Source organism: Microbacterium sp. LWH7-1.2 (genome assembly GCF_038397755.1).
Taxonomy (GTDB): domain Bacteria; phylum Actinomycetota; class Actinomycetes; order Actinomycetales; family Microbacteriaceae; genus Microbacterium.
In genome coordinates, this window is the sequence record NZ_CP151637.1 from 1529947 (window position 1) to 1554944 (window position 24998).

The following is a 24998-nucleotide window of genomic DNA, read 5'->3' on the forward strand; positions in this document are numbered from 1 at the left end:
CGCCATGCCGACCGACGCGCCTTCGAACCTGCCCCCGGTACTCCGTCCCGACGCGCCGCCGACACACTCGCTCTCAGACCTCGCGGCACGCTTCGCCGTCGACGTCCGCGGTGACGTCGCCGACGCCACGCTGACGGGCCTCACCCTGGCGACCTCCGACCTCCGCCCGGGCGACGTCTTCGTCGCGGTGCAGGGCGTCAACCGCCACGGCGCCGACTTCGCCGCGGCCGCCGCCGAGAAGGGCGCTGTCGCGGTGGTGACGGATGCCGCCGGAGCCGACGCCGCCGCCGCGAGCGGGCTGCCCGTGGTGCTGGTGGAGAACCCTCGTGCGATCCTCGGCGAGCTGTCGGCGTGGGTCTACAGCACGGGCCGCGACGACGACCTCCCGACGCTGTTCGGCACGACGGGCACCAACGGCAAGACGAGCGTCTCGCACCTGCTCGAGGGCATCCTCGGGCAGCTCGGCGTCACGACCGGCCTGTCATCGACCGCCGAGCGCCACATCGCCGGGCAGGTCATCGTGTCGCGCCTCACGACTCCCGAGGCGTACGAGATGCACGCCCTCCTCGCCCTCATGCGCGAACGCGGCGTGGAGGCCGTCGCGGTCGAGGTGAGCGCTCAGGCGCTCAGCCGCCGCCGCGTCGACGGCATCGTGTTCGACGTCGCCGGCTTCACGAACCTCACGCACGACCACCTCGACGACTACGCCGACATGCGCGAGTACTTCGAGGCGAAGCTGCCGCTGTTCCGCACCGACCGTGCCCGACGCGCGGTCGTGTGCATCGACTCGGCGCCCGGTGCGGAAGTGGTCGCGCGCAGCGAGGTGCCCACGGTGACGGTGGGTACCCCCGCACTCGCTTCTGACCCCGATGCCGCGGCCGCCGCCGACTGGGTGGTCGAGATCCTCGACGAGCGCCAGGTCGGCACCGAGTTCCGTCTCACCGCCCGGGACGGCCGCACGCTCACGACCCTGGTCCCCGTGATCGGCCGGCACATGGCGGCCAACGCCGGACTCGCGATCGTGATGATCCTCGAGGGCGGGTACGCCTGGGAGCGCCTGGTCTCCGCGCTGGACGGGAGCCGGATCGAGGCGTACCTGCCGGGGCGCACCGAGCTCGTCTCGGGCGAGACCGGCCCTGCCGTCTATGTCGACTTCGGCCATTCCCCCGACGCCTTCGAGAAGACGCTCGCGGCCGTCCGTCGCGTCACGCCGGGCAAGGTCGTCATGCTGTTCGGCGCCGACGGCGACCGCGACGCCACGAAGCGCCACGACATGGGCCGCACCGGCGTCGAAGGAAGCGACATCCTCGTCATCACCGACCACCACCCCCGCAACGAGGACCCGGACTCGATCCGCGCCACCCTCGTCGAGGGCGCGCGCCGCGCGCAGCCCGATGCCGAGATCCACGAATACTCGCCGCCCGAGCGCGCGATCATCGAGGCGGTCGCACTCGTCGGCGACGGCGACGCGATCCTGTGGGCCGGCCCCGGACACCAGGACTACCGCGACATCCGCGGCGTCCGCACGCCCTACTCGGCGCGCGAGCTCGCCCGTCGCGCGCTGCGCGAGGCGGGGTGGCCCGTGCCCGAGCCGCACTGGCCGGTGCCGTACCCGGAGGACATGACCCCGGCATCCGACCCCCTGCGCCCGGTGTATCCGGAGGCCTGAGCTCGCTCCCGTTCTCCGGGGATCAGGATGGTGCGGCGATGACCTTGTCGGCCTTGCGGCGCGCCCAGTCCTCGGCGTCGGCGAGCGCCGCCCGTGTGAGGGTGTCGGGCGCGTCGTGCTTGTCGACCACGCGCTCGATGACATCGATGATGCCGAGGAAGCTGAGGCGCCCCTCATGGAAGGCGTCCACCGCCTGCTCATTCGCCGCGTTGAACACCGCGGGGTAGGTGCCGCCGGCGCGCCCGACCTGCTTGGCGAGCCGTACCGCGGGGAACGCCGCGTCGTCGAGCGGCTCGAAGGTCCACGAGGTGGCGGTGGTCCAGTCGAGCGGCCGGCCGACGCCGGCGACACGGTGGGGCCAATCGAGGCCCAGCGAGATCGGCAGGCGCATGTCGGGCGGTGACGCCTGCGCGATCGTGGAGCCGTCGACGAACTCGACCATCGAGTGCACGATCGACTGCGGGTGGACGACGACGTCGATCTCGGAGTAGGGCACCGTGAAGAGGAGGTGCGCCTCGATCACTTCGAGGCCCTTGTTGACGAGGGTCGCCGAGTTGGTCGTGACGACGCGGCCCATGTCCCACGTCGGGTGGGCGAGCGCCTCTGCGGGGGTCACGCCCTCGAGCGACGCGCGGGTGCGGCCCCGGAACGGGCCCCCGGATGCCGTCAGCACGAGCCGGCGGATCTCGCTGCGCTCCCCCGACCGCAGCGCCTGGGCGAGGGCGGAGTGCTCGGAATCGACGGGGACGATCTGCCCGGGGCGCGCAAGCGCCGTGACGAGGTCGCCGCCGACGATCAGCGACTCCTTGTTCGCGAGCGCGAGCGTGCGACCCGTCTCGAGCGCGGCGAGGGTCGGGCCGAGGCCGACGGAGCCCGTGATGCCGTTGAGAACGACGTCTGCGTCGACATCTCGCACCAGCTGTTCGGCCTCGACCGCTCCGAGTGCGGTGTTCTCGACGCCGAACTCGGTCGCCTGCGCCTCGAGCGCGTGGCGGTCGGATCCCGCTGCGAGACCGACGACTTCGAACCGCCGAGGGTTCGCCCGCACGACGTCGAGCGCCTGCGTGCCGATGGAGCCGGTCGAGCCGAGGATGAGGACGCGCCGCATCCGGCCAGCCTATCGCCGGGCCGGATGCGGCCGCCTCGGGTTACTGCTGGGCGGCGGCGCGCTGCACGCCGAGGATGTCGACGACGAAGACGAGGGTCTCCTTCTGCAGTTCGTGGCCCTCGCTCGCGCCGTAGCCGAACTCCGGCGGGATCACCACGAGCACCTGCGAGCCGACCGTCTGGCCCTCGAGCGCCTGCTGGAAGCCGGCGACCACGCCGGTCGTCTGGAACGCCGTCGGCTGGCCGCGGTCCCAGCTCGAGTCGAAGACGGATCCGTCCGACCACTTCACGCCGGTGTACTGCACGAAGACCGTGTCGCCCGACTCGACGACCGGGCCATCGCCCTTCTTGAGCTCCGCGATCTGCACCTCGCTCGGCGGCTCCTCGGCGGGCACGGTGATGGTGGGCGCGCCGTCGTCGTCGAGCTCCACCGTCGGCATGCCGTCGACCGGGTCCTGCTCGGCGCCGTCCGCGCTGGTCGGGATGAAGTCGGTGGTCTCGGCGACGATCACGACGGGCGATGCGCCTTCGCCGAAGGCGCTGCCGGGGATCGACATCGCGACCGTCGAGCCGATCGGCGCACACTCGAGAGCGGCGACGAACAGGGAGTACTGCTGCGGGTCCATGATGATCGGGACCGCGCCGGAATCGTCGGCCGAGGTCTCGGACGAGTCCTGCAGGACCTCACCGGTCGAGCCGTCGTAGAGGGTGTAGAAGCCGCTGACGAGGTCACCCGAGACGATGTCATCGCCCGAGCCCTCGGTCACGATCGTGCGCTCAACGTCCTCGAAGGCGAGGGTGTCGGGGAGGGTCGCCGCCAGATCCGCACCGCTGCCCGTGACCTCGATCGCGTCGGAGTCCGCACCCGGCTTCGCGTCGAGCAGGCACTCGGAAGAGGCGGTGGAGGTCGGCGTGGGGGTGGCGTTCGGATCGGCCGACCCGGAGCACCCGGCGAGCAGCAGGGTCGACACGGCGACGACGGACAGGGCGGCGAACGGGCGAATGCGCACGGAACAACCTCGAGTCAAGGGAAGGGAAGCCTCCATCCTTTCGCATCTTTCCTCTGTCCGCGCTGGGAAACGGCATGCCGATACCGGAATGCAACGGGGAGTACCCTCTACGGGTGACTTCCGACCTCGTGCCCGGCGCCGAAGACACCGCCGACGAGACGGCGGAAGAACCCGGGTCCTCCGCCGCGCCCGCCCGCCGCATGGGTCTCACGTATGCGCTGGGGCGCAGCATCCTGACCCCCCTCGCTCGGATCGTGTATCGCCCCCACATCGAGGGCAGGGCCAACGTCCCCAAGTCCGGCCCGGTGATCTTCGCGAGCAACCATCTGTCGTTCATCGACTCGATCGCGATCCCGGTCGCCGCGCCGCGGCCCGTCCACTTCCTGGCGAAGTCGAGCTACTTCGACAAGCCCGCCTCCCGCTGGTTCTTCACCTCGATCGGCGCGATCCCGGTGCAGCGCGGTGCGGGGCAGGCCGCACTCGACGCGCTCGACCAGCAGCGAGCCCTCCTCGACGAGGGCAAGGCGGTCGCCCTCTACCCGGAGGGCACGCGCTCGCTGGACGGTCGCCTCTACAAGGGCCGCACCGGTGTCGCGTTCCTCGCGCTACAGGCAGGGGCACGCGTCGTGCCGGTGGGGCTCATCGGCACCGACAAGGTGATGCCCGTCGGGGCGAAGAAGCCGTCGTTCCAGCACCGCATCACCGTCAGGTTCGGCGAGCCGCTGGATCTCGCCCACCACGGGCCGGCCTCGTCGGGCAAGGCGCGCCGCCTCGCGACCGACGAGATCATGGCTGCGATCCACTCCCTGTCGGGCCAGGAGCGCGCGAACGCCTACAACGAGGTCCCCGCGCACAACACCATCGACCGCATCAAGCAGGTCCTCCCGCACGAGCGCCTCTGACGCGCGCCCGCGAGAGGACATCTCCCGGACGAGACTGCGGTTGCTTCCGTACCTCTCGTCCACCAGCTGTACTCTCGCGGTCTGAGAGGGGCGGCAGGAGGAGCGGGCGTCAGGCGCCGGCGACGAGGATCGTGGGCTCGTGGCGCACGGGGAAGTTCACCGAGTTCGCGATGAAGCACCACTCGTTGGCCTGAGCATGCGCGGCGATCGCGGCATCCGTCATCGACGCGTCCGCGACGGTCACGCGCGGCCGCAGCACGACCTCGCGGAAGGCGCCGCCGCCGCGGCCGTCTTCGACCATGAGACCGGATGCCTCGTCCTCATAGCCGACGACCACGACACCCGCCTGGACGCAGGCGTGGAGGTACGACAGCAGGTGGCACTGGCTGAGGGCGGCCAGCATCATGTCCTCGGGGTTCCAACGGGACGGGTCGCCTCGGAACGGCTTGTCGGAGGAGGCGAGCAGCGCCGGCTTGCCGTCGATCGCGATCGTCGTCGCCCGGTCGTAGTCCCGGTAGCCCGAGGTGCCCGTGCCGCGGTCACCGGTCCACGTCGTCCGGACGGAGTATCGATGCTCGCCCCACATGAGCACAGTCTGTCATGCCGGTGGACCGCCGCTCCGGCGGTAGGCTGGCGGGGTGCCGCAGACCTTCGCCGCGACCGACGCCGTCGAGCTCGCCGTCGTCGAACGCAGCGGCTTCGTCGAGTCGCGTCACGCGGGTATCGCCATCGTGCTCGCGGCCGACGGCACCATCGCTGAGAAGCTCGGCGATCCGTCGGCGCTGATCCTCCCCCGCTCCAGCCTCAAGCCGCTGCAGGCGCTCGCGTGCCTCTCGGCCGGGGTTGCGCTCGAGGGCGAGCGGCTGGGCCTCGCGACCGCGAGCCACTCGGGCACCGACCGTCACGTCGCAGTGGTCCGCGACATCCTGTCCCTTGCCGAGCTCGGCGAGGACACGCTGGGATGCCCCGCCGCCTGGCCCGGCGACACGGCGACCCGCGACGAGATGGTGCGTGAGCTCGGCCAGCCCGCACGCATCCGGATGAACTGCTCCGGCAAGCACGCCACGATGCTCCTCACCAGCGTCGTGAACGGCTGGGACCCCGAGGGATACCTGGCGCCGGAGCATCCGGTGCAGGTGCTCGTCCGCGAGACCGTCGAGCGCCTCATCGGCGAGAAAGTCGCGGCGACCGCCGTCGACGGCTGCGGCGCCCCCGTCTACGCGATGACCCTCTTCGGCCTCGCACGCGCCATCCACCGGATCGGCACCTCCTCGACGACGTCCCCGTTCGCGCTGCACCGCAGCGCCGGCGCCCTCGTCGAGGCGGTGCGCGCCGACCCGTGGACCATCGACGGCCCCGGCCGCGCCGACACGATCGCCATCGAGCGGCTCGGCGTGTTCGCCAAGGGCGGCGCCGAGGGCGTCATGGTGATGGTCGCCCCGAACGGCACCACGGTGGCGCTCAAGATGCTGGACGGCAGCGGCCGCGCGGCCACCGCCGTCGCACTGCGGCTGCTCGAGCGGCACGGCGCGCTGGCGTCGGCGGATGTCGCCGACACGATGTCGAGGCTTCCGCTGGCCGTCACCGGCGGCGGACAGGATGTCGGGGCCATCCGCCCCGCTTTCTAGAGGCGCTCCCACGAGGAGCCCGAGCGCTCCAACGGCGGAGCGGAAAGGATCACACGATGCGGATCAGCGTCCCCACCGAGGTGAAGAACAACGAGTATCGGGTCGCCCTCACTCCCGCGGGCGTGCACGACCTGGTCGCCTCCGGCCATGAGGTGTTCGTGCAGCGCGGCGCGGGCGAGGGCTCGTCGATGCCGGATGCCGAGTATGCCGACGCGGGGGCGGTGCTCCTCGACGATGCCGCCGAGGTGTGGGCGCGCGCCGAGCTGCTCCTGAAGGTCAAGGAGCCGATCGCGAGCGAGTACGGCTTCTTCCGCGACGATCTCGTCCTCTTCACCTACCTGCACCTCGCGGCGGATCGTCCGCTCACCGAGCGCCTCCTCGCCGACGGCGTGACCGCGATCGCGTACGAGACCGTCCAGCTGGTCGGCGGCGGGCTCCCCCTGCTCGCCCCTATGAGCGAGGTCGCCGGGCGCCTGGCCCCGACCGTCGGCGCAGCGACGCTGATGCGCTCCGCCGGAGGGCTCGGCCTGCTGATGTCGGGCGTGCCGGGAACGCGGCCGGCGACCGTCACCGTGATCGGCGGCGGCGTCGCCGGCGCCAATGCCGCCGTGATCGCGGTGGGCATGGGCGCAGACGTCACCGTCTTCGACACCAACGTGCAGCGCCTGCGCTACCTCGACGACCACTTCCAGGGCCGGGTCAAGACGGCCGCGTCCAACCCGCTCGACCTGGACCGGGCGGTCACCGCCTCTGATCTCGTGATCGGCTCCGTGCTGATCCCCGGCGCGAAGGCCCCGAAGCTCGTCACCAACGACATGGTCTCGCGCATGCGCCCGGGTTCCGTGCTCGTCGACATCGCCGTCGACCAGGGCGGATGCTTCGAAGACACGCACCCGACGACGCACGCCGATCCCACCTTCCCGGTGCACGGCAGCATCTTCTACTGCGTCGCGAACATGCCGGGCGCGGTGCCCAATACCTCGACGTCGGCGCTCACCAACGCCACCCTCCCCTACATCCGCCAGATCGCCCGTCGCGGCTGGAAGGAAGCACTTCGAGCGGATGCTGCGCTGGCGGGCGGGCTGAACACCGTGGGTGGCCGCGTGGTCAATGCCGGGGTGGCCACCGCGCACGAGCTCGAGCTCGCTCCGCTGGACGCCGCGCTGGTCTGACGGCGTTCACTGCTTCAACAGCCCCGGGCTCCAGCGCGAGTCCGGGGCTGTTGCGCGGGCAGGATGGTGCGGGTGTCGGCGCCCTGGCCGAGACTGAGGTGATGACCGACGCGCACGAGTGGACGGTGGACGATCACCTCAGGGATGCCGACCCGGCCGCCGTACAGCTGTGGCATCGGATCGACGAGCTGATCCGGTCGTTCGGCCTGGTGACGCACTCGGTCGCGAAGACGACGATCACGTTCAAGGGTCCACGCCGCGGGTTCGCCGGTGTAAGGCCATGGCGCGCCGGCGCGCGCGGCTACTTCGACCTGATGCGCGAGCTCCCGCCCGACCCGCGGATCCTGAGCGCCTCACCTTACGGCCGGCGCCTGTTCGTGCACCAGTTCCGGCTCGCCGACGAGAGCGAGTTCGACGACGATGTCGCCGCGTGGCTGCGCGAGGCCTACGACGTCGGGTGCGGGGCGCACCTCGGCCCATGAGGACCGGGGCCCCGCACGCTCGCGGTGCTCCTGCTCAGGCGAGCCCGCCGTCGATCGATCGTGCATAGTCGGCAGGGTCCTCGGGGACGAGCACCGGCGTTTCGCGGTTGAGGCTCTCGCCCCGGAAGAACGCCTTCGCCCGCGGGAACAGGAACCACAGGAGCATGAGCAGCACGCCGAACGCGAGCGATCCGATGCCGAGCACGAACGTGCCGCCGATTCCGAGAAGAACGGTGTAGCCGTAGTCGACGTCGTACATGTCGATGGCCGACTGCACGAACGCGTAGGTCAGCATCAGCGATCCGAGCAGCGGGAAGAGGAACCGGTAGAAGAAGTTCCTGGCGCTGTTGAACAGCTCCCGCCGGAAGTACCACACGCAGGCGTAGCCGGTGATGGCGTAGTAGAAGGCGATCGCGAGCCCCAGTGACAAGATCGAGTCTTGCAGGATGTTGTCGCTGATCAGGGTCATGCCGACGTAGTAGACGATGGCGACCACACCCATGACCAGGGTCGAGAACGACGGCGTCTTGTAGCGCGGATGCACCGTCGCGAACCGGCGGGGCAGCGCCTTGTAGGCGGCCATCGAAAGCGTGCCGCGCGCCGTCGGCAGAATCGTGGTCTGCGTCGACGAGATCGCCGAGATCATGACAGCGACCACCAGCACCCAACCGAGCGGGCCGAGCAGGCCGTCTTTGATGGCGAGGAAGAAGTCGTCCGCGTTCGCCTCGTTGCCCAGGCCCGTGCCCGTCTCGCCGAGGCCGGCGTACATCATCGCGGCCACCGTCACGCCGACATAGGTGAAGAGGAGGATCACCGTCGTCAGCAGCGCCGCTCGACCGGGGATGCGCTTGGGGTCCCTGGTCTCCTCGTTGAGGGCCAGGCACGTGTCCCAGCCCCAGTAGATGAACAGCGCCAGCAGGACCGCCTCGACGAATCCGCTCCACTCGGTGAACGCGAACGGGTTGAACCACGACCAGTCGAACGGCGTCGGGTCCGGGGCGGTGCCGGCGAAGAACTGCCAGAGCGCGGCGACCACGAAGATCGCCAGGGCGACGTACTGGATCGCCAGCAGCACGTTCTGGATGCGCTCGCCGATCTCGACGCCCCTCCAGCTCACCCACGTCATCGCCGCGATGAACACCACTCCGGTCGCGGTCACGAGGGGGACGTTGTCGGCGAGCAGCGCGTCCTCGGGGTTGCCGACGATGCCGTCCACGAGCGCCCAGAAGTAGATGCCCGCGATCTGTGCGAGGTTCGCGAGCACGACCATGCCGGCCACGGCGACGCCCCATCCGCCCATCCAGCCGACCCAGGGCCCGAAGGCCTTCGTCCCCCAGGTGAAGGTGGTGCCGCAGTCGGGGACGTCGTTGTTGAGCTCGCGGTACGCGAACGCGATGAAGAGCATCGGGATGAACGCGATGACGAACGCGATGGGCGCCTGCGCACCGACCGCCAGCACGACGAAGCCGAGGGTCGCGACCAGGGAGTAGACGGGCGCGGTGGACGCGAGGCCGATGACCGTGGAACCCCACAGTCCCAGCGTGCCCGCGGCGAGTCCCTTGCCCTCAGGCCGTTGCAGATCGATAGGGGTTGTAGCCACAGGCCGACGCTATGGCGTGCGAGAAGTGCGGGTCAAGGCGTCCGCCTGACGGTCAGACCGGACATCTCAGGACGGAAGGACAATGCGCACGGGATCGGCTCCGGCCGAGATGAGCCACCCGCGAGCGGCACCGGGCTCGCAGTAGGGCGGCACCCCACGGAATCCCGCCAGGACGCGAAGCTCGGGCGCGCACGACGTGTCGATCACGAGGTCGTGGTCGCCGCGCACATCGGCGAGCAGACGCCAGTGTCGCTGCCAGTCATCGGGCTCCCCCACGACGACGACGCGCCCGCTCGCCGCGGCACCGGGATCCGCCACGTAGTCGTCGACGCCGAACACGTGCAGACCATGCTCCTCCCACGCCGCGAGCGCGCGTCGGCCGGCCGGCGATCGGCGCGCCACCACACCCGTGAGCGGGGTGGACGGGACCCACGCGACCTCGGGCTCGCGCGGCTCGCTGAACGTCGGCGGCGCCATCGCGAGCTGCAGCGTGCGTCCGTCGAGCCGGCCCCTCCCCGCGGGCGCTGAAGGATCGAACGCCGAAGGGTCTCCCCCGGCCAACGCGTGATCGACGCGCGTTGCGTACGGCAGCAGGAGGCGTCTCGGGAAGAGCTCGGCGACGCGCGCCACCGGGCCGGTCAGCCGGTGCGCACCCACCACCATCAGCACGCCGGCCCCGGCGGCCCGGCGGACGACGTCCTCGATCCGCTCCATGACGACCTGCGCGTACTCGGGCGACAGACGAAGCGCGATCGCGTCGAGGTCATCGACGAGCACCGCCGATCCGCGGTGAGGCAGTTCCTCGTGCAGCCCGGCAACGGCATCCCAGAGCAACTCCGGGTGCGCAGGCAGGCGCACCGCCGCCCCGCGCCGCTGGGCGGCGACGAGGTCGAGCGCGTTCGACACGCCGGACGCCGGGCCGCCGAGCACCAGCAGGCCGCGGTCGGAGGCGCCCAACAGAGCCACGGGCTGCCGCTGGCGCTCGGGCTCGTCGGCGAGCCCGAGCAGCACGGCCCCGGCCGCAGGCCCCTCACGATCCGCCGCGGAGCGGGCGACGAGTTCGTCGAGCGTCATCAGCTTCGGCAGGTCGGGCAGCCAGGGCCGGCTCGGCGCGCGGTGTCCGACCCGCAGCGCGGCGGCCGCCACATCGCCCGGGCCGGACAGCGCGATGCGCACCTGCTGCGGGCTCGCGTCGCCGGCACGACGGACGTACGCCATCCCGCGCCCCGAGACCCCGCCGGGCAGTCGTGCCGCGTCGTCCGTCCCCAGCAGCGCCCGGCTGTCGGCCGAGTCGGTGACGCGAAGGCTGACCCGCAGCGGGCAGTTGGCCAGGAGGTTGTCGCGGATCACCCCAGCCGCCCGCTGCGTGCCGAGGATGAGATGAATGCCGAGGGCCCGGCCGCGCGCCGCGAGATCTGCGAAGAGTCCGTGCAGCTCGGGGTGATCGCCCAGCAGGGCGGCGAACTCGTCGACCACCACCACGAGCCGGGGCAGCCGCACACGCGGATCGCCGATGTCGCGGGCGCCCGCAGCGGCGATGGCCGCCTCACGGCGGCGCAGCTCGGCCCGCAGGCTCTCGATCGCGCGGCGAGCACCCGAGCCGTCGAGGTCGGTGATGACCCCGCTGACGTGCGGCACCCCCGCCAGGCCGTCGAACGCGGTTCCGCCCTTGAAGTCCGCGAGCAGAAAGGTCACCTCATCGGTCGAGCGCGTCGCGCAGAGTGCGAGGATCCACGTGATGAGCAGCTCGCTCTTACCTGCCCCGGTGATCCCTGCGACGACGGCGTGGGGTCCGTCCGCGACGAGGTCGACGAGCACGGGCTCGCCACGGCTCGTCCCGATCGCCGCGGGCAGCCCGTCCTGTGTCGCGGGTACGGTGGCCAGGAGCGGACCCAGCGCGATCGGCTCCGGCGCTCCGCGCTGCAGTCCGAGAGTGTGCTCGGCACGGGCGAAGAGTTCGGCCGCTATCTCCTCCGCCTGCCCGCGGGCCACCGCCTCCACCCGCACCGGCACGACCTCGCCGGCATGCTCGAGCCGCGCGACGTCGGGTGACGAGATCGTGAGCACAGCCTGGCACCGCGGCGGCAGGGGTTCGCCGGGGCGGCCGCGCGCGATCACCAGTTCCGCCTCTGCGGGGACCAGCTCGCCCGGCCCGACGACCGCCAGAGGGGATCCGCCCCGGCCGTCGCGGTGCGGCAGCGCCTCCATCCACTCGAGACCGCGCCCGAGCGGGCCGACGACGCGCAGCTCGTCCGGCGCGAACGCGAGGCAGGCCTGCAGGACGAGCGCTCGCTGGACCGCGGTCGCAAGCGTCTCGCCGCCGACGACCACCACGCCTGCGGCGAGCGGGAGCGTCACGGGTGCCCCCGAAACGCGAGCCGCGCGGCGACGCAGCTCCGCAGCATCCGTGTCGCCCTCGCCTCCGGTCACGCGGACGACACTCGCGCGCTCGCCCTCGCCGACCACGAGCCACGCGTCGCGCCCGCCGCGCCAGATCTCGCCCTCGCGCGCGACGAGCCGCGCGACATCGGGGTGCCGCGCCCACAGCTGTGCCCGTTCGCCTTCGTGTCGCTCCGCCACCACCGCAGCGACCTCATCGCGGGCGCGCACCGCGTCGGCTGCGGCGCGACGGCCGTCGCGGCGGGCGGCGCGCCGCGCGTCGAGCATGGTCGCCGCGGCGATCAGCGGACCGAGGAGCGCGAACCAGAGGGAGAACAGCGAGCCGGTGACGAGCCACAGCGCGACGGCGCCGACCACCGGGACGATCGCCGCCACGAGCGGCAGCGGCGGGCGCGGCGGCGGCGTCCAGGCCGCGGGAAGGACGAGCGGCTCGTCGTCGAGCACGCCACCGGTCGCGGAAGTCGAAGGAGCGGTCGAGCGCATGCGCCCATTCCACCCCGCGCCCGCTTGCGACGGGTGGCCGGGACCCGGATCCGTGGATCGGCCCGGTCAGTCCTCCGCTGTGGAGGAATCGCCCTCGGCGGGGTGGCCCACGTCGAGCACGATGATCGTGATGTTGTCTCGGCCGCCGTTCTCGAGCGCAGCTTCGAGCATGGCGGATGCCGCGTCGCCCGGGTCCGCGTTCTCTTCGAGGAAGTGGCGGATGCCGTAGTCGGTGAGCTCTTTCGTCAACCCGTCGGAGCAGATCACGAAGCGGTCGCCGTCGAGCGCGTCCAGCCGGACGTAGTCGGGCGTGACTCCCTCGCTGGGGCCTACGGCGCGCGTGATGACGTTGCCGTAGGGGTGGTTCTCAGCCTCTTCGGGACTCAGTCGTCCTGCCGCGACGAGCTCCTGCACGACGGAGTGGTCGGTGGTGATCTGGACGATCGCGCCATCGCGCACGAGGTATACGCGCGAGTCGCCGATGTTCAGCGTGACCCAGTGCGGCGCATCCCCCGACGTGTCGAGGAACACCCCGGTGACCGTCGTGCCCGTCCCGTCGTCAGTGGCTTCCGGGTGTGACGCGATGTCCTTGACCGCGCGCGCGAGCGCCTTCTCGATCGTCTTCGGCGTCACCGTGCCGCTGTCGGCGACCGCGCGGAGGCGCTCGATCGCGCTCGCACTGGCGATCTCGCCCCCGACGTGTCCGCCCATGCCGTCGGCGACGACGAACAGGGGATACGACGCGAACATCGCGTCCTGGTTCACCTCGCGACGGCGTCCGGTGTCCGTCACGGCGGCCCAGGAGAGCTCGAGCACGCCACCGGAAACCGGGACGGCGAGAGACTGGGTGGAAACTTCGGGCACGCCCTGTCCTCCCCGTCGGAATACGCCGGAGCCCTTCGCCCCCGCGTCTTCACATACTAGTGGGTTACTCGACGGCGTCTTCGGACTCGGCGAGGGCATCGACGACGATCTGCGCGGTCGTCGGGGGCGGCGACTGCGGCACCGTCGGCAGCTCGACAGGCCCCTCGTCCTCGGCCGCACCCTCGAACTGCGCGTTGTAGAGACGCCAGTAGGCGCCCTTCTGTGCGAGCAGCTCGGCGTGGGAGCCCTGCTCGACGATCGCCCCGTTCTCCATCACGAGGATGAGGTCGGCATCCCGGATCGTCGACAGCCGGTGGGCGATCACGAACGCCGTCCGGTCCTCGCGCAACCGCGACATCGCACGCTGGATGAGCAGCTCGGTGCGGGTGTCCACCGACGACGTCGCCTCGTCCAGGATCAGGATGCGCGGATCGGCCAGGAACGCGCGCGCGATCGTGACGAGCTGACGCTCGCCAACGCTGAGGTTGGTGGCTTCGTCGTCGAGCATGGTGTCGTAGCCGTCGGGCAGCGCGTGCACGAAACGGTCGACGTAGGCCGCGCTCGCCGCGGCGACCATCTCCTCCTCCGACGCGTCCGGCCGCCCGTACGCGATGTTCTCGCGGATGGTGCCGGCGAACAGCCATGTGTCCTGCAGAACCATCCCGGTGCGTGCGCGGAGGTCGTCGCGCGTCATCCGGCGGGTGTCGATGCCATCCAGCACGATGCGGCCGGAGTCGACGTCGTAGAAGCGCATGATGAGATTCACGAGCGTCGTCTTGCCGGCGCCGGTGGGCCCGACGATCGCGACGGTGCTCCCGGGCCGCGCCTCCAGGGTGAGACCGTCGATGAGAGGCTTGTCGGCCGCGTACCGGAATGAGACGTCCTCGAACTCGAGGCGGCTGGCCGACTCCGGTGCCGTCTCGGCAGGGTCGTCGTCCGGAGTCTGCTCCTCCTCGTCGAGCAGCTCAAACACGCGCTCGGCGCTCGCGACGCCCGACTGCAGCAGGTTCGCCATCGAGCCCAGCTGGCTGAGCGGCTGGGTGAACTGGCGCGAGTACTGGATGAACGCCTGCACGTCGCCGATCGACATCAGCCCGGCGGCGACCTGCAGTCCGCCGACGACAGCGATCGCCACGTAGACGAGGTTGCCGACGAACATCATCGCGGGCATGATCACGCCCGACAGGAACTGCGCCCCGAAACTCGAGCGGTACAGCTCCTCGTTCTCGGCGCGGAAATCCGCCTCGACCTCCTTCTGGTGGCCGAACACCTTCACGACCGAATGGCCCGAGAACGTCTCCTCGACGCGGGCGTTCAGCACGCCCGTCGTCTTCCACTGCTGCACGAAGAGCTTCTGCGAGCGCCGGGCGACGAGCACCGTGATGAGGATCGTGAGAGGGATCGTGACGAGGGCGATGACGGCCAGCAGCGGCGAGATGATGAACATCATCGTCAGCACGCCGATCACGGTCAGCAGCGAGATGACGACCTGCGACAAGGTCTGCTGCATCGTCTGCCCGATGTTGTCGACGTCGTTCGTGACGCGGCTGAGCAGCTCGCCGCGCTGTACGCGGTCGAAGTACGACAGCGGAAGACGCTGGATCTTGTCCTCGACCTGCAGCCGCAGCCGGTGCATCGCGCGCTGCACCACACCGTTGAGGATGCGCGCCTGCAGCCACCCGAAGAGGCTCGAGAACACGTAGACGAGGAGCACGAGCGTCAGGATCCGGGCGAGCTGGTCGAAGTCGACGCCGGCGCCGGGCACGTAGTCCATCGCGGCGATCATGTTCGCCTGGTCCTGGTTGCCTGACGCGACGAGCTGTTCGACGATCTGCTGCTTGGTCATCCCCGCCGGCATCTGCAGCGAGATGAAACCCGCGAACACCACATTCGTGCCCTCGCCGAGCAGCTTGGGGCCGATCACCGAGAGAGTGACCGACAGGATGCTGAACACGAGCACCACCGACAGCCGCGGCGTGTCCGAGCGCAGGGTCGCGAGCAGTCGCTTCGCGCTGGGACCGAAGTTCTGCGCCTTCTCGCCACCCGTCACCTGCCCCATCGGGCCTCGGCCGATCGGCATCCGCTGCGGGGCCCGCCCCGGGCCGCTCATGCCGCCGCCTCCGCTGCGAGCTGGGACTCCACGATCTCCCGGTAGGTGTCGTTGGTCTCGACGAGCTGCGCATGCGTGCCGATGCCGACGACTCGTCCGTGATCGAGCACGAGGATCTGGTCGGCGTGCTGGATCGTCGAGACGCGCTGTGCGACGACGAGCCGGGTCGCGTCGGGCAGGTGCGTATCGAGCGCGCGGCGGAGCGCAGCATCCGTCCTCAGATCCAGGGCCGAGAACGAGTCGTCGAAGATGTACGCCTCCGGTCTTTTCACCAGCGCGCGGGCGATGGCGAGGCGCTGGCGCTGCCCGCCCGAGACGTTCGTGCCACCCTGCGCGACCGGCGCCTCGAGGCCTTCGGGCATGGCCCGCACGAAGTCCGCGGCCTGCGCGAGCTCGAGCGCCGTCCAGAGCTGCTCGTCGGTCGCATCACGGTCGCCGTACCGCAGGTTCGAGGCGATAGTGCCCGAGAACAGGAATGCGCGCTGCGGCACCAGCCCCACGCGCGTCCAGAGCTCGTCGGGGTCGTAGTCGCGCACGTCGACCCCGTCAACCCGGACGCTGCCCGCGGTCACGTCGAACAGCCGCGGCACGAGGCTGATCAGGGTCGTCTTGCCGGAGCCGGTCGAGCCGATGACCGCGGTCGTGGTGCCGGGCTCGACCGTGAAGGTGACGTCGTGCAGCACAGCGTCCTCGGCGCCCGGGTACGCGAAGTCCACGTGGTCGAACTCGATCCGGCCGGTGGGAACGGGCGCGGATGCTGCGGCGAGGGGCGTCGACACCGACGGCTCGGTCTCGAGCACCTCGCCGACGCGGTTCGCGCACACGGCGGCGCGCGGGATCATCACGAACATGAAGGTCGCCATCATGACGCCCATCAGGATCTGCATCAGGTAGGTGAGGAACGCGAACAGCGTGCCGATCTGCACGCCGTTGTTCTGCACCTGAAAGGCGCCGAACCAGATCACCGCGACGCTCGAGACGTTCATGACCAGCATCACGGCGGGGAACATCAACGCCATCAGGTTGCCCGCGCGCAGTCCCGTCGCCATCACGTCGTCGCTGGCCGCCTCGAAGCGGGTGCGCTCCTGCCGCTCGCGCACGAACGCCCGCACGACGCGGATGCCGCTCAGCTGCTCGCGCATGATCTGGTTGACGCGGTCGATGCGCTTCTGCATCTGCGTGAACGCCGGCACCATCCGCCACACGATCAGCCCCACGATGACGAGCAGCACCGGGATCGCGACCGCCATCAGCCACGACAGGCCGACGTCCTGGCTGATCGCCATGATGACGCCCCCGATCGCGAGCATGGGCGCCGAGATCATGAGCGTCGCCGACACCTGCACCAGCATCTGCACCTGCTGCACGTCGTTCGTGTTGCGAGTGATGAGCGAGGGGGCGCCGAACTGGCCGACCTCGCGCTGGGAGAACGCCACGACGCGATGGAAGAGGTCGCCGCGCAGCTCACGGCCCATTCCGGTCGCCAGACGCGAGCCGAAGTACACCGCGACGATCGCGCACATCACCTGCACCAGACTCACGATCAGCATGACGCCGCCGGTGGACCAGATGTAGGGGATGTCGCCGGTGACGACGCCGTTGTCGATGATGTCGGCGTTGAGCGTCGGCAGCCAGAGGGACGCGATCGACTGGGCCAGCTGGAAGAAGACCACCGCGACGATGAGCGGCCACGCAGGACTCAGATACCGCACCAGGAGCTTTCCGAGCACGACGGTCCCTTCCGGCGCGCGGAGTCGCCCGCTCACGCGGACCGCGCACGGATAGCGACGCTACGCCTGCGTCGTCACCCTGGACAGCCCGTCGCGTACGCCGTCGGCGAACTCCCCCGGCGCCCGTTCGTGAGCTGTCAGAGGGCGGACTCCGGCGGCGGGAACAGCGCATCGATCGCCGCGAGATCCGCGGCCGTCGGCGTCCACGCCGAGGCCGCCGCGGCGTTCGCCCGCACCTGCTCGGGCGTCGTCGCGCCGGCGATCACGCTCGACAGCGCCGGACGCGACAGCAGCCATCCGAAAGTCGCCTCGAGCATCGTGATGCCCCGCGCGTCGCAGAACGCCTGGTACCCCTCGAGCGCATCCCACGGCGCATCGTCGTAGATGTGGCGGCGCTGACGGATGATGCGGGTGTCGGCGGGCGCGGCGTCCCGCGTGAACTTGCCGGTCAGAAGTCCGTTGTGGAGCGGGAAGTAGGGGAAGAAGCCGAGGCCATACCGCTCGACGGCCCGCAGCACGTTCCGCTCGGCTCCGCGCGCGAGCAGGCTGTACTCGTTCTGCGACGAGACGAACGGCACGCCGTGGCGCATGAGGGCGGTGAAGTGGCCCTCGGCGATCTGCCAGCCCGAGAAGTTCGAGTGCCCGATGTAGCGGACCTTGCCCTCGCGCACGAGGTCCGCGAGGGCGTCGAGCGTCTCCTCCATCGGGGTGTCGTCGTCGGGCACGTGCAGCTGGTACAGGTCGATCCAGTCGGTCTGCAGGCGGGTGAGGGATGCCTCGACCGCACGCCGGATGTACGACCGCGAGCCCTTCGCGCCCGACGGCGGGTAGCCCATGTCGCGGCCGGGGTGACCGAACTTGGTCGCGAGCGTGACCTGGTCGCGGCGCCCCTTGAGCGCCTCCCCCATGAGCGTCTCGGACTGGCCGGGGTCGCCGCCGTACATGTCGGCGGTGTCGAGGAAGGTCACCCCCGCATCGATGGCGGCGTCCAGCACCCCCCGCGTGCCCTCGAGCGTCTCGCTGCGCGTGCCCGGGCGGCCGAAGTTGTTGCAGCCGAGGCCGACGGCGGAGACGAGGAGGCCGGACGCGCCGACCCGACGCAGCGGAACAGTCGAGGTCATGCGTCCACGCTATCCCGGGATACGGATGCTGCCGCCCCGCGGGGAACGCGACAGCCCCTCGCCGCACGGCGAGGGGCTGTCAGGCGATGCTACGGCCGGGGCGCTTCGGGCGCCGGCGGCTCGGTGGTGGGCGCCTCGGTCGCCGGCGGCGCGGCCGGAGGCTGAGCGGCCGGGGGCTCGGCCGCGGGCGGCGGCACCGGCGCGGCGGGCGCCGCAGCGGGCGCGGGCGGCGGCGCGTAACCGGCGGGCGGAGCCGGCGGTGCGGTGTATCCGGCCGGAGGCTGGTAGCCGGCGGGGGTCCCGTACCCGGGCACGGCTGCAGCGGCCTGGGCTGCCCCCTGGTCGGGCTGCACCGGGATTCCCTGCCACACGGTGGTGTCCTTCAGGAACGAGTTGCGCCACGGCGACGGCGTGATGTTCGGGTTCCAGCGCGAGCTGCCGAACGCCAGGATGCCGAGCCAGATGAGGATGCCGACCCCGGGGATGAGCCACAGCAGCAGGAGCGCCCACGACGCGCCGAGCTTGGCGCCGATGCGCCAGCCGGAGAGGACCCAGGCTGCGATGCCGACGAGGCTCAGAATCCAGCCGACGACGGGGATCTGACCGAGGAAGCCGGCGATCAGAATCGCCCCGAGCATGACCCAGGGTGACAGATCACCGAGCTTTGCGGCCACCATCGAGTTGTAGACAGGCACCCAGGCGCGCCAGCGGCCCTGCACGCCGGCCTTATCGAAGACCTTCATGAGGAACCACGAGCCGATGACGTACCCGGCGATGGCGAGCAGGAAGAGGAAAGGTGCGAGGACGAGCCAGGCGATGAGCGCCCCGGCGCCACCGCCGTCGTAGTAGTCCATCTGCATTGTGGAGCGACCTCCGAGAGAGTCGGTTCTGGACACGTCGGGACGCGCCAGCGGAGCCCCTGCTCCGCTCGACACATGCTAGCGACGCTCTCAGCCGACTGTCAGCATTGGCGGCCCGATCCGGGGGATGGCTTCCCGATGCGTCGGGTGGATAGCCTGAGCACAACTCCCGACCGAAGGGCTGCCATGACCGACCAGACTCCGTCCTCCCCGACTCCCCCGCCGCTGCCCCCGCAGTCGGCCGCCGACGCCGCCCGGGCGGCCGATCCGGACGACACGGGGGTTCCGACGATCCGAGGCGAGGTGGACGACGTCGGCCGAGGCTTCTTCTCCGCCTTGTTCGACCTGTCGTTCCGCACCTTCATCACCCGGCGGCTGGCGAGCGTGTTCTACTTCGTCGGGCTGATCGCGATCGCCATCGGGTTCATCGTGTACTTCGTCGGCGGCATCATGAGTGCGATCTCGCTCATGTGGTTGAACGTCGGCGCGGGAATCACCGGGCTCATCGCCACCATCATCGTGGTGCCGGTGGTGACCTTCCTCGCGATCATCCTGCTCAGGTTCATCATCGAGGCGGTCGTCGCCCTGATCGCGATCGCCGAGAACACCGAGCGCACCGCCGAGCACACGAAGCACTGACGCGCGGCGTGTCCTCCACGCCGCCAGTCAGGCGAAGAGCTCGAGCTCGCCGGTTCCGGTCTCGCGCACGCGCAGGCCCGCAGCATCCGCCCACGACAGGAAGGCCGCCGCAGACCCGATGCGCGGGCGATCCTCGGCGAGCCGGCGCACGAGCGCGCCCTTCGCGTGCTTGTTGAAGTGGTTGAGGGCACGGACGGCACCGTCGGCGCCCTCCGTCACGACGCGGACGTACCGCGAGGCGACGTCCGCAGGCACGGGACCCAGCCCGACGTACGCCTCGGAGCGGAGGTCGAGCACGAAGCGCGGTTCCAGCGCCGCGAGGGCGGCGGTGACGTCCGCGCCCCACAGTCGCCGCAGCGGCGGCACGCCCGGGAGCGACGTCGCGGCGCCGAGGCGGTACGCGGGGATCGGATCGAGAGCCCCCACCGGCCCGAACGGCGCCGAGTGCACGAGGACGTGGGCTCCCAGCCAGCGCCGGCCGGCGGCGGAGACGGATGCTGCATCCAGCGCGTCGAAGAGCACGCCGGTGTAGCGATCGATCGCGGCCATCGACGGGCCGTCGCGCAAGGCGGCGTTCACCGCGACCTCGCCGCGCTGCTTCGGACCGAGCTTGAGGACGCGGGCGGCGTGGTCCTCGTCGCCCGACAGAGCGACCAGTGCGGCGACGACGGCCTCGCGCTGCGGAGCGAGCTGCGGCAGTGCGAGCCGCGTGACGTCCAGCGGCCGGCGTGTGCCCCCGGCCCGCTTCGTCTCGGACGGGGGCAGCAGGATCAGCATGACTCTCTCCGTGGCGGTGGTCGGGGCGAGGGTGCCGGATGAAACGACTCGGCCGATCCCCGAAGGGACCGGCCGAGTGCGGATGATCGTCGATCAGGAGATCAGTGCGGCGTTCCCGGCCACGATCGTGAGGTCATCGCCCTCCATCGACAGGAATCCGTCCTGCGCGTTGGCGATGATCTTCGTCCCCGAGGTCTGGGTGATGCGCACCTGACCTTCGGCGAGGATCGCGAGCACCGGCTCGTGGCCGGTCATGAAGCCGATCTCGCCCTCGACGGTCTTGGCGACGACGAGCGAGGCCTCCCCCGACCAGACCTCCGCGTCCGCGGAGACGAGACTCACCTTGAGCGGCATGATCAGCCGTTCTCCTTCTGGATGCGCGCCCACTGCTCTTCGACGTCGGAGATTCCGCCGACGTTGAAGAAGGCCTGCTCGGCGACGTGGTCGAACTGGCCCTTGACGATCGCGTCGAACGACTCGATGGTCTCCTTGATCGGAACGGTCGAACCCTCGACACCGGTGAACTTCTTCGCCATGTAGGTGTTCTGCGAGAGGAACTGCTGGATGCGGCGCGCGCGCGACACGACGATCTTGTCCTCTTCTGAGAGCTCGTCGACGCCGAGGATCGCGATGATCTCCTGCAGCTCCTTGTTCTTCTGCAGGATCTGCTTCACGGCGGTGGCCACGCGGTAGTGGTCCTCACCGATGTAGCGCGGGTCGAGGATGCGGCTCGTCGAGGTCAGCGGGTCGATGGCCGGGTACAGGCCCTTCGACGCGATCTCACGCGAGAGCTCGGTGGTCGCGTCGAGGTGCGCGAACGTGGTCGCCGGAGCCGGGTCGGTGTAGTCGTCGGCGGGAACGTAGATCGCCTGGAGCGACGTGATCGAGTGACCGCGCGTCGAGGTGATGCGCTCCTGGAGCACGCCCATCTCGTCGGCGAGGTTCGGCTGGTAGCCCACCGCGGAGGGCATGCGGCCGAGCAGCGTCGAGACCTCGGAACCGGCCTGCGTGAAGCGGAAGATGTTGTCGATGAAGAGCAGCACATCCTGCTTCTGCACGTCGCGGAAGTACTCCGCCATCGTGAGGGCCGACAGGGCGACGCGCAGACGCGTCCCCGGCGGCTCGTCCATCTGGCCGAAGACGAGGGCGGTCTTGTCGAAGACGCCCGCCTCCTCCATCTCGCCGATGAGGTCGTTGCCCTCACGGGTGCGCTCGCCGACACCGGCGAACACCGACACACCGCCGTGGTCCTGCGCGACGCGCTGGATCATCTCCTGGATGAGCACCGTCTTGCCGACGCCGGCACCGCCGAAGAGGCCGATCTTGCCACCCTGCACGTACGGGGTGAGGAGGTCGATGCTCTTGATGCCGGTCTCGAACATCTCGGTCTTCGACTCGAGCTGGTCGAACGACGGCGCCTGGCGGTGGATGCCCCAGCGCTCGGTGATCTCGATGGTCTCGCCCGGCTCCGCGTTCAGCACGTCACCCGTGACGTTGAACACCTTGCCCTTGGTGACGTCGCCGACGGGCACTGTGATGGGGCCGCCGGTGTTGCGCACCTCCTGGCCGCGGACCATGCCGTCGGTCGGCTTGAGCGAGATCGCACGGACGAGGTCGTCGCCGAGGTGCTGAGCGACCTCGAGCGTGATCTCGGTCGACTCGTCGCCGATCGTGATCGTCGTCTTCAGCGCGTTGTAGATGTCGGGGATCGAGTCGTGCGGGAACTCGATGTCGACGACGGGGCCGGTGACGCGGGCGACGCGCCCGACGACCTCCGTCTCGGTCTTGTCAGCGGTGAGGCTCATGGCTTCTTCTCTTTCGTGTGGTCTGGTGCGCGATCACTTGCTCGACGAGAGCGCGTCGGCGCCGCCGACGATCTCGGCGATCTGCTGCGTGATCTCGGCCTGGCGCGCGTTGTTGCGCAGGCGCGTGTAGTCGGTGATGAGCTTGTCGGCGTTGTCGCTGGCGGACTTCATCGCCTTCTGGGTCGCGGCGTGCTTGGCGGCCGACGACTGCAGGAGAGCGTTGAAGACGCGGCTCTGGATGTACACCGGCAGGAGGGCGTCGAGCACGGTCTCGGCATCCGGCTCGAACTCGTACAGGGGGTACACCGCGGCGGAGGACGCCTCGTCGGCCTCGACGACCTCGAGCGGAAGCAGGCGCACCGTCTCGGGCGTCTGCGTCATCATGCTGACGAAGCGGTTGTAGACGAGGTGGATCTCGTCGACGCCGTTCTCCTCGCCGCCGCGGTCGTACGCGTCGAGCAGCGTCGCCGCGATCTCCTCGGCGGTGGTGAAGTGCGGAGTGTCGGTGTCGCCCGTCCACTCGGCGGCACTGTCCATGCGGCGGAACTGGAAGTACCCCACCGCCTTGCGACCGACGAGGTAGAACACCGGCTCGCGGCCCTCCTGGCGCAGCAGCTGCGCGAGTTCGAGGCCTTCTCGCAGGATCTGCGAGTTGAACGCGCCCGCGAGGCCGCGGTCGGACGTGAAGATCACGACCGCGGAGCGGCGGATCGTCTCGCGTTCGACGGTCAGCGGGTGGTCGACGTTGGAGTGCGTCGCCACGGCGGAGACGGCACGCGTCACGGCACGCGCGAAGGGCGACGACGCGCGCACACGCGCCATCGCCTTCTGGATGCGCGAAGCCGCGATGAGTTCCATCGCCTTCGTGATCTTCTTGGTCGTCTGAGCAGAGCTGATCTTCTGCTTGTAGACCCGGAGTTGTGCGCCCATTGTGCTAGCCCCGGCCCGCCTTAGCGGCGGCCCTTGACGATCTTCTCCTGGTTCACGTCGTCCGCCTGCGCCGCCGCGACTTCCTCGTGGCCGGGCTTGCCGATGGCCTGACCCTTGCCGGCCCGGAACTCGAGGATGAAGTCGTCGGTCCGCTTCGTCAGCTCCGCGACGGTGTCGTCATCGAGAACGTTGGTCTCGCGCAGCGTGTCGAGGATCGTGGTGTTGCGGCGGAGGTAGTCCAGCAGCTCCCGCTCGAACGAGAGCACGTCCTCGACCTCGATCGAGTCGAGCTTGCCGTTGGTGCCGGCCCAGATCGAGACGACCTGCTCTTCCACGGGGTACGGCGAGTACTGCGGCTGCTTGAGCAGCTCGGTCAGGCGCGCACCGCGGGCGAGCTGGCGACGGGAGGCCGCGTCCAGGTCGCTCGCGAACATCGCGAACGCCTCGAGCGAGCGGTACTGGGCGAGCTCGAGCTTGAGCGTGCCGGAGACCTTCTTGATCGACTTGACCTGGGCGTCGCCGCCGACTCGGGAAACCGAGATGCCGACGTCGACCGCCGGGCGCTGGTTGGCGTTGAACAGGTCGGACTGCAGGAAGATCTGGCCGTCGGTGATCGAGATCACGTTGGTCGGGATGTACGCCGAGACGTCGTTCGCCTTGGTCTCGATGATCGGCAGGCCCGTCATCGAACCGGCACCGAGCTCGTCGGACAGCTTCGCGCAGCGCTCGAGCAGACGCGAGTGCAGGTAGAAGACGTCGCCCGGGTAGGCCTCGCGGCCCGGGGGGCGGCGGAGGAGCAGCGACACGGCACGGTAGGCCTCGGCCTGCTTCGACAGGTCGTCGAAGATGACCAGGACGTGCTTGCCCTCGTACATCCAGTGCTGGCCGATGGCCGAGCCGGTGTAGGGCGCGAGGTACTTGAAGCCCGCGGGGTCGGACGCGGGAGCGGCGACGATGGTCGTGTACTCCAGCGCACCGGCGTCCTCGAGCGCGCCCTTCACGGCCGCGATCGTCGAGCCCTTCTGGCCGATGGCGACGTAGATGCAGCGCACCTGCTTGTTGACGTCGCCCGAGTCCCAGTTGGCCTTCTGGTTGATGATCGTGTCGATCGCGATGGCCGTCTTGCCGGTCTGGCGGTCACCGATGATGAGCTGGCGCTGGCCGCGGCCGACGGGGATCATCGCGTCGATGGCCTTGATGCCGGTCTGCAGCGGCTCGTGCACGCTCTTGCGCTGCATCACGCCGGGCGCCTGCAGCTCCAGCGCACGGCGGCCGACAGTGGCGATCTCGCCGAGACCGTCGATCGGGTTGCCGAGCGGGTCGACGACGCGGCCGAGGTAGCCGTCGCCGACGGCGACCGACAGGACCTCGCCGGTGCGGGTGACCTGCTGGCCGGCCTCGACACCGGAGAAGTCGCCGAGGACGACCACACCGATCTCATGCTCGTCCAGGTTCAGTGCGAGGCCCTGAGTGCCGTCCGCGAACATCACCAGCTCGTTCGCCATGACACCGGGCAGGCCCTCGACGTGGGCGATGCCGTCCGCGGCGTCGACGACGGTTCCGACCTCGGTGGCCGCGGCCCCGGTGGGCTCGTAGGCGGCGACGAAGTCCTTCAGCGCGTCACGGATGACATCAGGGCTGATAGTGAGATCTGCCATTGTTTTCCTTCGTTCAAGGGGCCTCGGCCCCGAAATCTCCGCGTGCGCGGG

Annotated in this window: 21 protein-coding genes; 6 read left to right on the forward strand and 15 right to left on the reverse strand. The window is 70.2% G+C overall.

Annotation, left to right across the window (positions count from 1 at the left end; translation table 11 throughout):
• The first annotated feature begins 4 nt into the window (after positions 1 to 4).
• Positions 5 to 1669 (forward strand): UDP-N-acetylmuramoyl-L-alanyl-D-glutamate--2,6-diaminopimelate ligase, encoded by a 1665-nt coding sequence (locus tag MRBLWH7_RS07300; protein WP_342000639.1) that lies wholly within the window; start codon positions 5 to 7, stop codon positions 1667 to 1669.
• A gap of 22 nt (positions 1670 to 1691) precedes the next feature.
• On the opposite strand, the gene dxr is transcribed toward MRBLWH7_RS07300, so the two are convergent.
• Together dxr and MRBLWH7_RS07310 are read right to left on the reverse strand one after the other, a co-directional pair.
• Complete coding sequence (gene dxr, locus MRBLWH7_RS07305) at positions 1692 to 2777, reverse strand: 1-deoxy-D-xylulose-5-phosphate reductoisomerase (RefSeq protein ID WP_342000641.1); 1086 nt, start codon at positions 2775 to 2777, stop codon at positions 1692 to 1694.
• A gap of 40 nt (positions 2778 to 2817) precedes the next feature.
• Positions 2818 to 3786, reverse strand: coding sequence for an FKBP-type peptidyl-prolyl cis-trans isomerase (locus MRBLWH7_RS07310; RefSeq protein ID WP_342000643.1), 969 nt, complete (start codon positions 3784 to 3786; stop codon positions 2818 to 2820).
• Positions 3787 to 3986: 200 nt separating this feature from the next.
• On the opposite strand from MRBLWH7_RS07310, the gene MRBLWH7_RS07315 reads away from it, so the two are divergent.
• Positions 3987 to 4688 (forward strand): lysophospholipid acyltransferase family protein, encoded by a 702-nt coding sequence (locus MRBLWH7_RS07315; protein WP_342001957.1) that lies wholly within the window; start codon positions 3987 to 3989, stop codon positions 4686 to 4688.
• Positions 4689 to 4797: 109 nt separating this feature from the next.
• Here the strand turns inward: MRBLWH7_RS07315 and MRBLWH7_RS07320 are convergent, their stop codons facing one another.
• The gene (locus MRBLWH7_RS07320; RefSeq protein ID WP_342000646.1) at positions 4798 to 5274 is read right to left on the reverse strand and encodes an OsmC family protein; all 477 of its coding nucleotides are present in this window, start codon (positions 5272 to 5274) and stop codon (positions 4798 to 4800) included.
• Between the two features lie 52 nt (positions 5275 to 5326).
• Between MRBLWH7_RS07320 and MRBLWH7_RS07325 the strand changes: the two genes are divergently transcribed.
• The 3 genes from MRBLWH7_RS07325 to MRBLWH7_RS07335 all read left to right on the forward strand — a co-directional run bounded on the left by MRBLWH7_RS07325 (position 5327) and on the right by MRBLWH7_RS07335 (position 7970).
• Positions 5327 to 6316 carry an asparaginase gene (locus MRBLWH7_RS07325; protein ID WP_342000648.1) on the forward strand — a complete coding sequence of 330 codons (990 nt, stop codon included), beginning with the start codon at positions 5327 to 5329 and terminating at the stop codon, positions 6314 to 6316.
• Between the two features lie 56 nt (positions 6317 to 6372).
• Complete coding sequence (gene ald, locus MRBLWH7_RS07330) at positions 6373 to 7488, forward strand: alanine dehydrogenase (protein WP_342000650.1); 1116 nt, start codon at positions 6373 to 6375, stop codon at positions 7486 to 7488.
• A gap of 101 nt (positions 7489 to 7589) precedes the next feature.
• Positions 7590 to 7970 carry a DUF5655 domain-containing protein gene (locus MRBLWH7_RS07335; protein ID WP_342000652.1) on the forward strand — a complete coding sequence of 127 codons (381 nt, stop codon included), beginning with the start codon at positions 7590 to 7592 and terminating at the stop codon, positions 7968 to 7970.
• Positions 7971 to 8004: 34 nt separating this feature from the next.
• Here the strand turns inward: MRBLWH7_RS07335 and MRBLWH7_RS07340 are convergent, their stop codons facing one another.
• The 7 genes from MRBLWH7_RS07340 to MRBLWH7_RS07370 all read right to left on the reverse strand — a co-directional run bounded on the left by MRBLWH7_RS07340 (position 8005) and on the right by MRBLWH7_RS07370 (position 19132).
• A complete protein-coding gene (locus tag MRBLWH7_RS07340; RefSeq protein WP_342000654.1) occupies positions 8005 to 9570 on the reverse strand; it encodes an APC family permease in 1566 nt (521 codons plus the stop codon).
• A 66-nt stretch (positions 9571 to 9636) separates the two neighbouring features.
• Positions 9637 to 12453 carry an FtsK/SpoIIIE domain-containing protein gene (locus MRBLWH7_RS07345; protein ID WP_342000656.1) on the reverse strand — a complete coding sequence of 939 codons (2817 nt, stop codon included), beginning with the start codon at positions 12451 to 12453 and terminating at the stop codon, positions 9637 to 9639.
• A gap of 66 nt (positions 12454 to 12519) precedes the next feature.
• Entirely contained in the window at positions 12520 to 13317 is a 798-nt protein-coding gene (locus MRBLWH7_RS07350) for a protein phosphatase 2C domain-containing protein (RefSeq protein ID WP_342000658.1), read from the reverse strand.
• A gap of 64 nt (positions 13318 to 13381) precedes the next feature.
• Entirely contained in the window at positions 13382 to 15397 is a 2016-nt protein-coding gene (locus MRBLWH7_RS07355) for an ABC transporter ATP-binding protein (RefSeq protein WP_342001960.1), read from the reverse strand.
• 26 nt (positions 15398 to 15423) lie between these two features.
• A complete protein-coding gene (locus MRBLWH7_RS07360) occupies positions 15424 to 17157 on the reverse strand; it encodes an ABC transporter ATP-binding protein (protein WP_342000661.1) in 1734 nt (577 codons plus the stop codon).
• 137 nt (positions 17158 to 17294) lie between these two features.
• A complete protein-coding gene (locus MRBLWH7_RS07365; protein WP_342000663.1) occupies positions 17295 to 18278 on the reverse strand; it encodes an aldo/keto reductase in 984 nt (327 codons plus the stop codon).
• Between the two features lie 89 nt (positions 18279 to 18367).
• Positions 18368 to 19132 carry a large exoprotein gene (locus tag MRBLWH7_RS07370; protein ID WP_342000666.1) on the reverse strand — a complete coding sequence of 255 codons (765 nt, stop codon included), beginning with the start codon at positions 19130 to 19132 and terminating at the stop codon, positions 18368 to 18370.
• Between the two features lie 192 nt (positions 19133 to 19324).
• On the opposite strand from MRBLWH7_RS07370, the gene MRBLWH7_RS07375 reads away from it, so the two are divergent.
• The gene (locus MRBLWH7_RS07375) at positions 19325 to 19777 is read left to right on the forward strand and encodes a DUF4282 domain-containing protein (protein ID WP_342000668.1); all 453 of its coding nucleotides are present in this window, start codon (positions 19325 to 19327) and stop codon (positions 19775 to 19777) included.
• Between the two features lie 27 nt (positions 19778 to 19804).
• Here the strand turns inward: MRBLWH7_RS07375 and MRBLWH7_RS07380 are convergent, their stop codons facing one another.
• The 5 genes from MRBLWH7_RS07380 to atpA form a co-directional block, all read right to left on the reverse strand.
• Positions 19805 to 20554, reverse strand: a complete 750-nt coding sequence (locus tag MRBLWH7_RS07380; protein WP_342000670.1) for a peroxide stress protein YaaA — start codon at positions 20552 to 20554, stop codon at positions 19805 to 19807.
• Positions 20555 to 20647: 93 nt separating this feature from the next.
• Positions 20648 to 20908: a F0F1 ATP synthase subunit epsilon gene (locus tag MRBLWH7_RS07385; protein WP_194397897.1), complete on the reverse strand. Its 261-nt coding sequence runs from the start codon at positions 20906 to 20908 to the stop codon at positions 20648 to 20650.
• Between the two features lie 2 nt (positions 20909 to 20910).
• Entirely contained in the window at positions 20911 to 22359 is a 1449-nt protein-coding gene (gene atpD, locus MRBLWH7_RS07390; RefSeq protein WP_342000674.1) for a F0F1 ATP synthase subunit beta, read from the reverse strand.
• Positions 22360 to 22392: 33 nt separating this feature from the next.
• Positions 22393 to 23289, reverse strand: a complete 897-nt coding sequence (locus MRBLWH7_RS07395; RefSeq protein WP_342000676.1) for a F0F1 ATP synthase subunit gamma — start codon at positions 23287 to 23289, stop codon at positions 22393 to 22395.
• A 20-nt stretch (positions 23290 to 23309) separates the two neighbouring features.
• The gene (gene atpA, locus MRBLWH7_RS07400; RefSeq protein ID WP_342000678.1) at positions 23310 to 24947 is read right to left on the reverse strand and encodes a F0F1 ATP synthase subunit alpha; all 1638 of its coding nucleotides are present in this window, start codon (positions 24945 to 24947) and stop codon (positions 23310 to 23312) included.
• Positions 24948 to 24998: the final 51 nt, after the last annotated feature.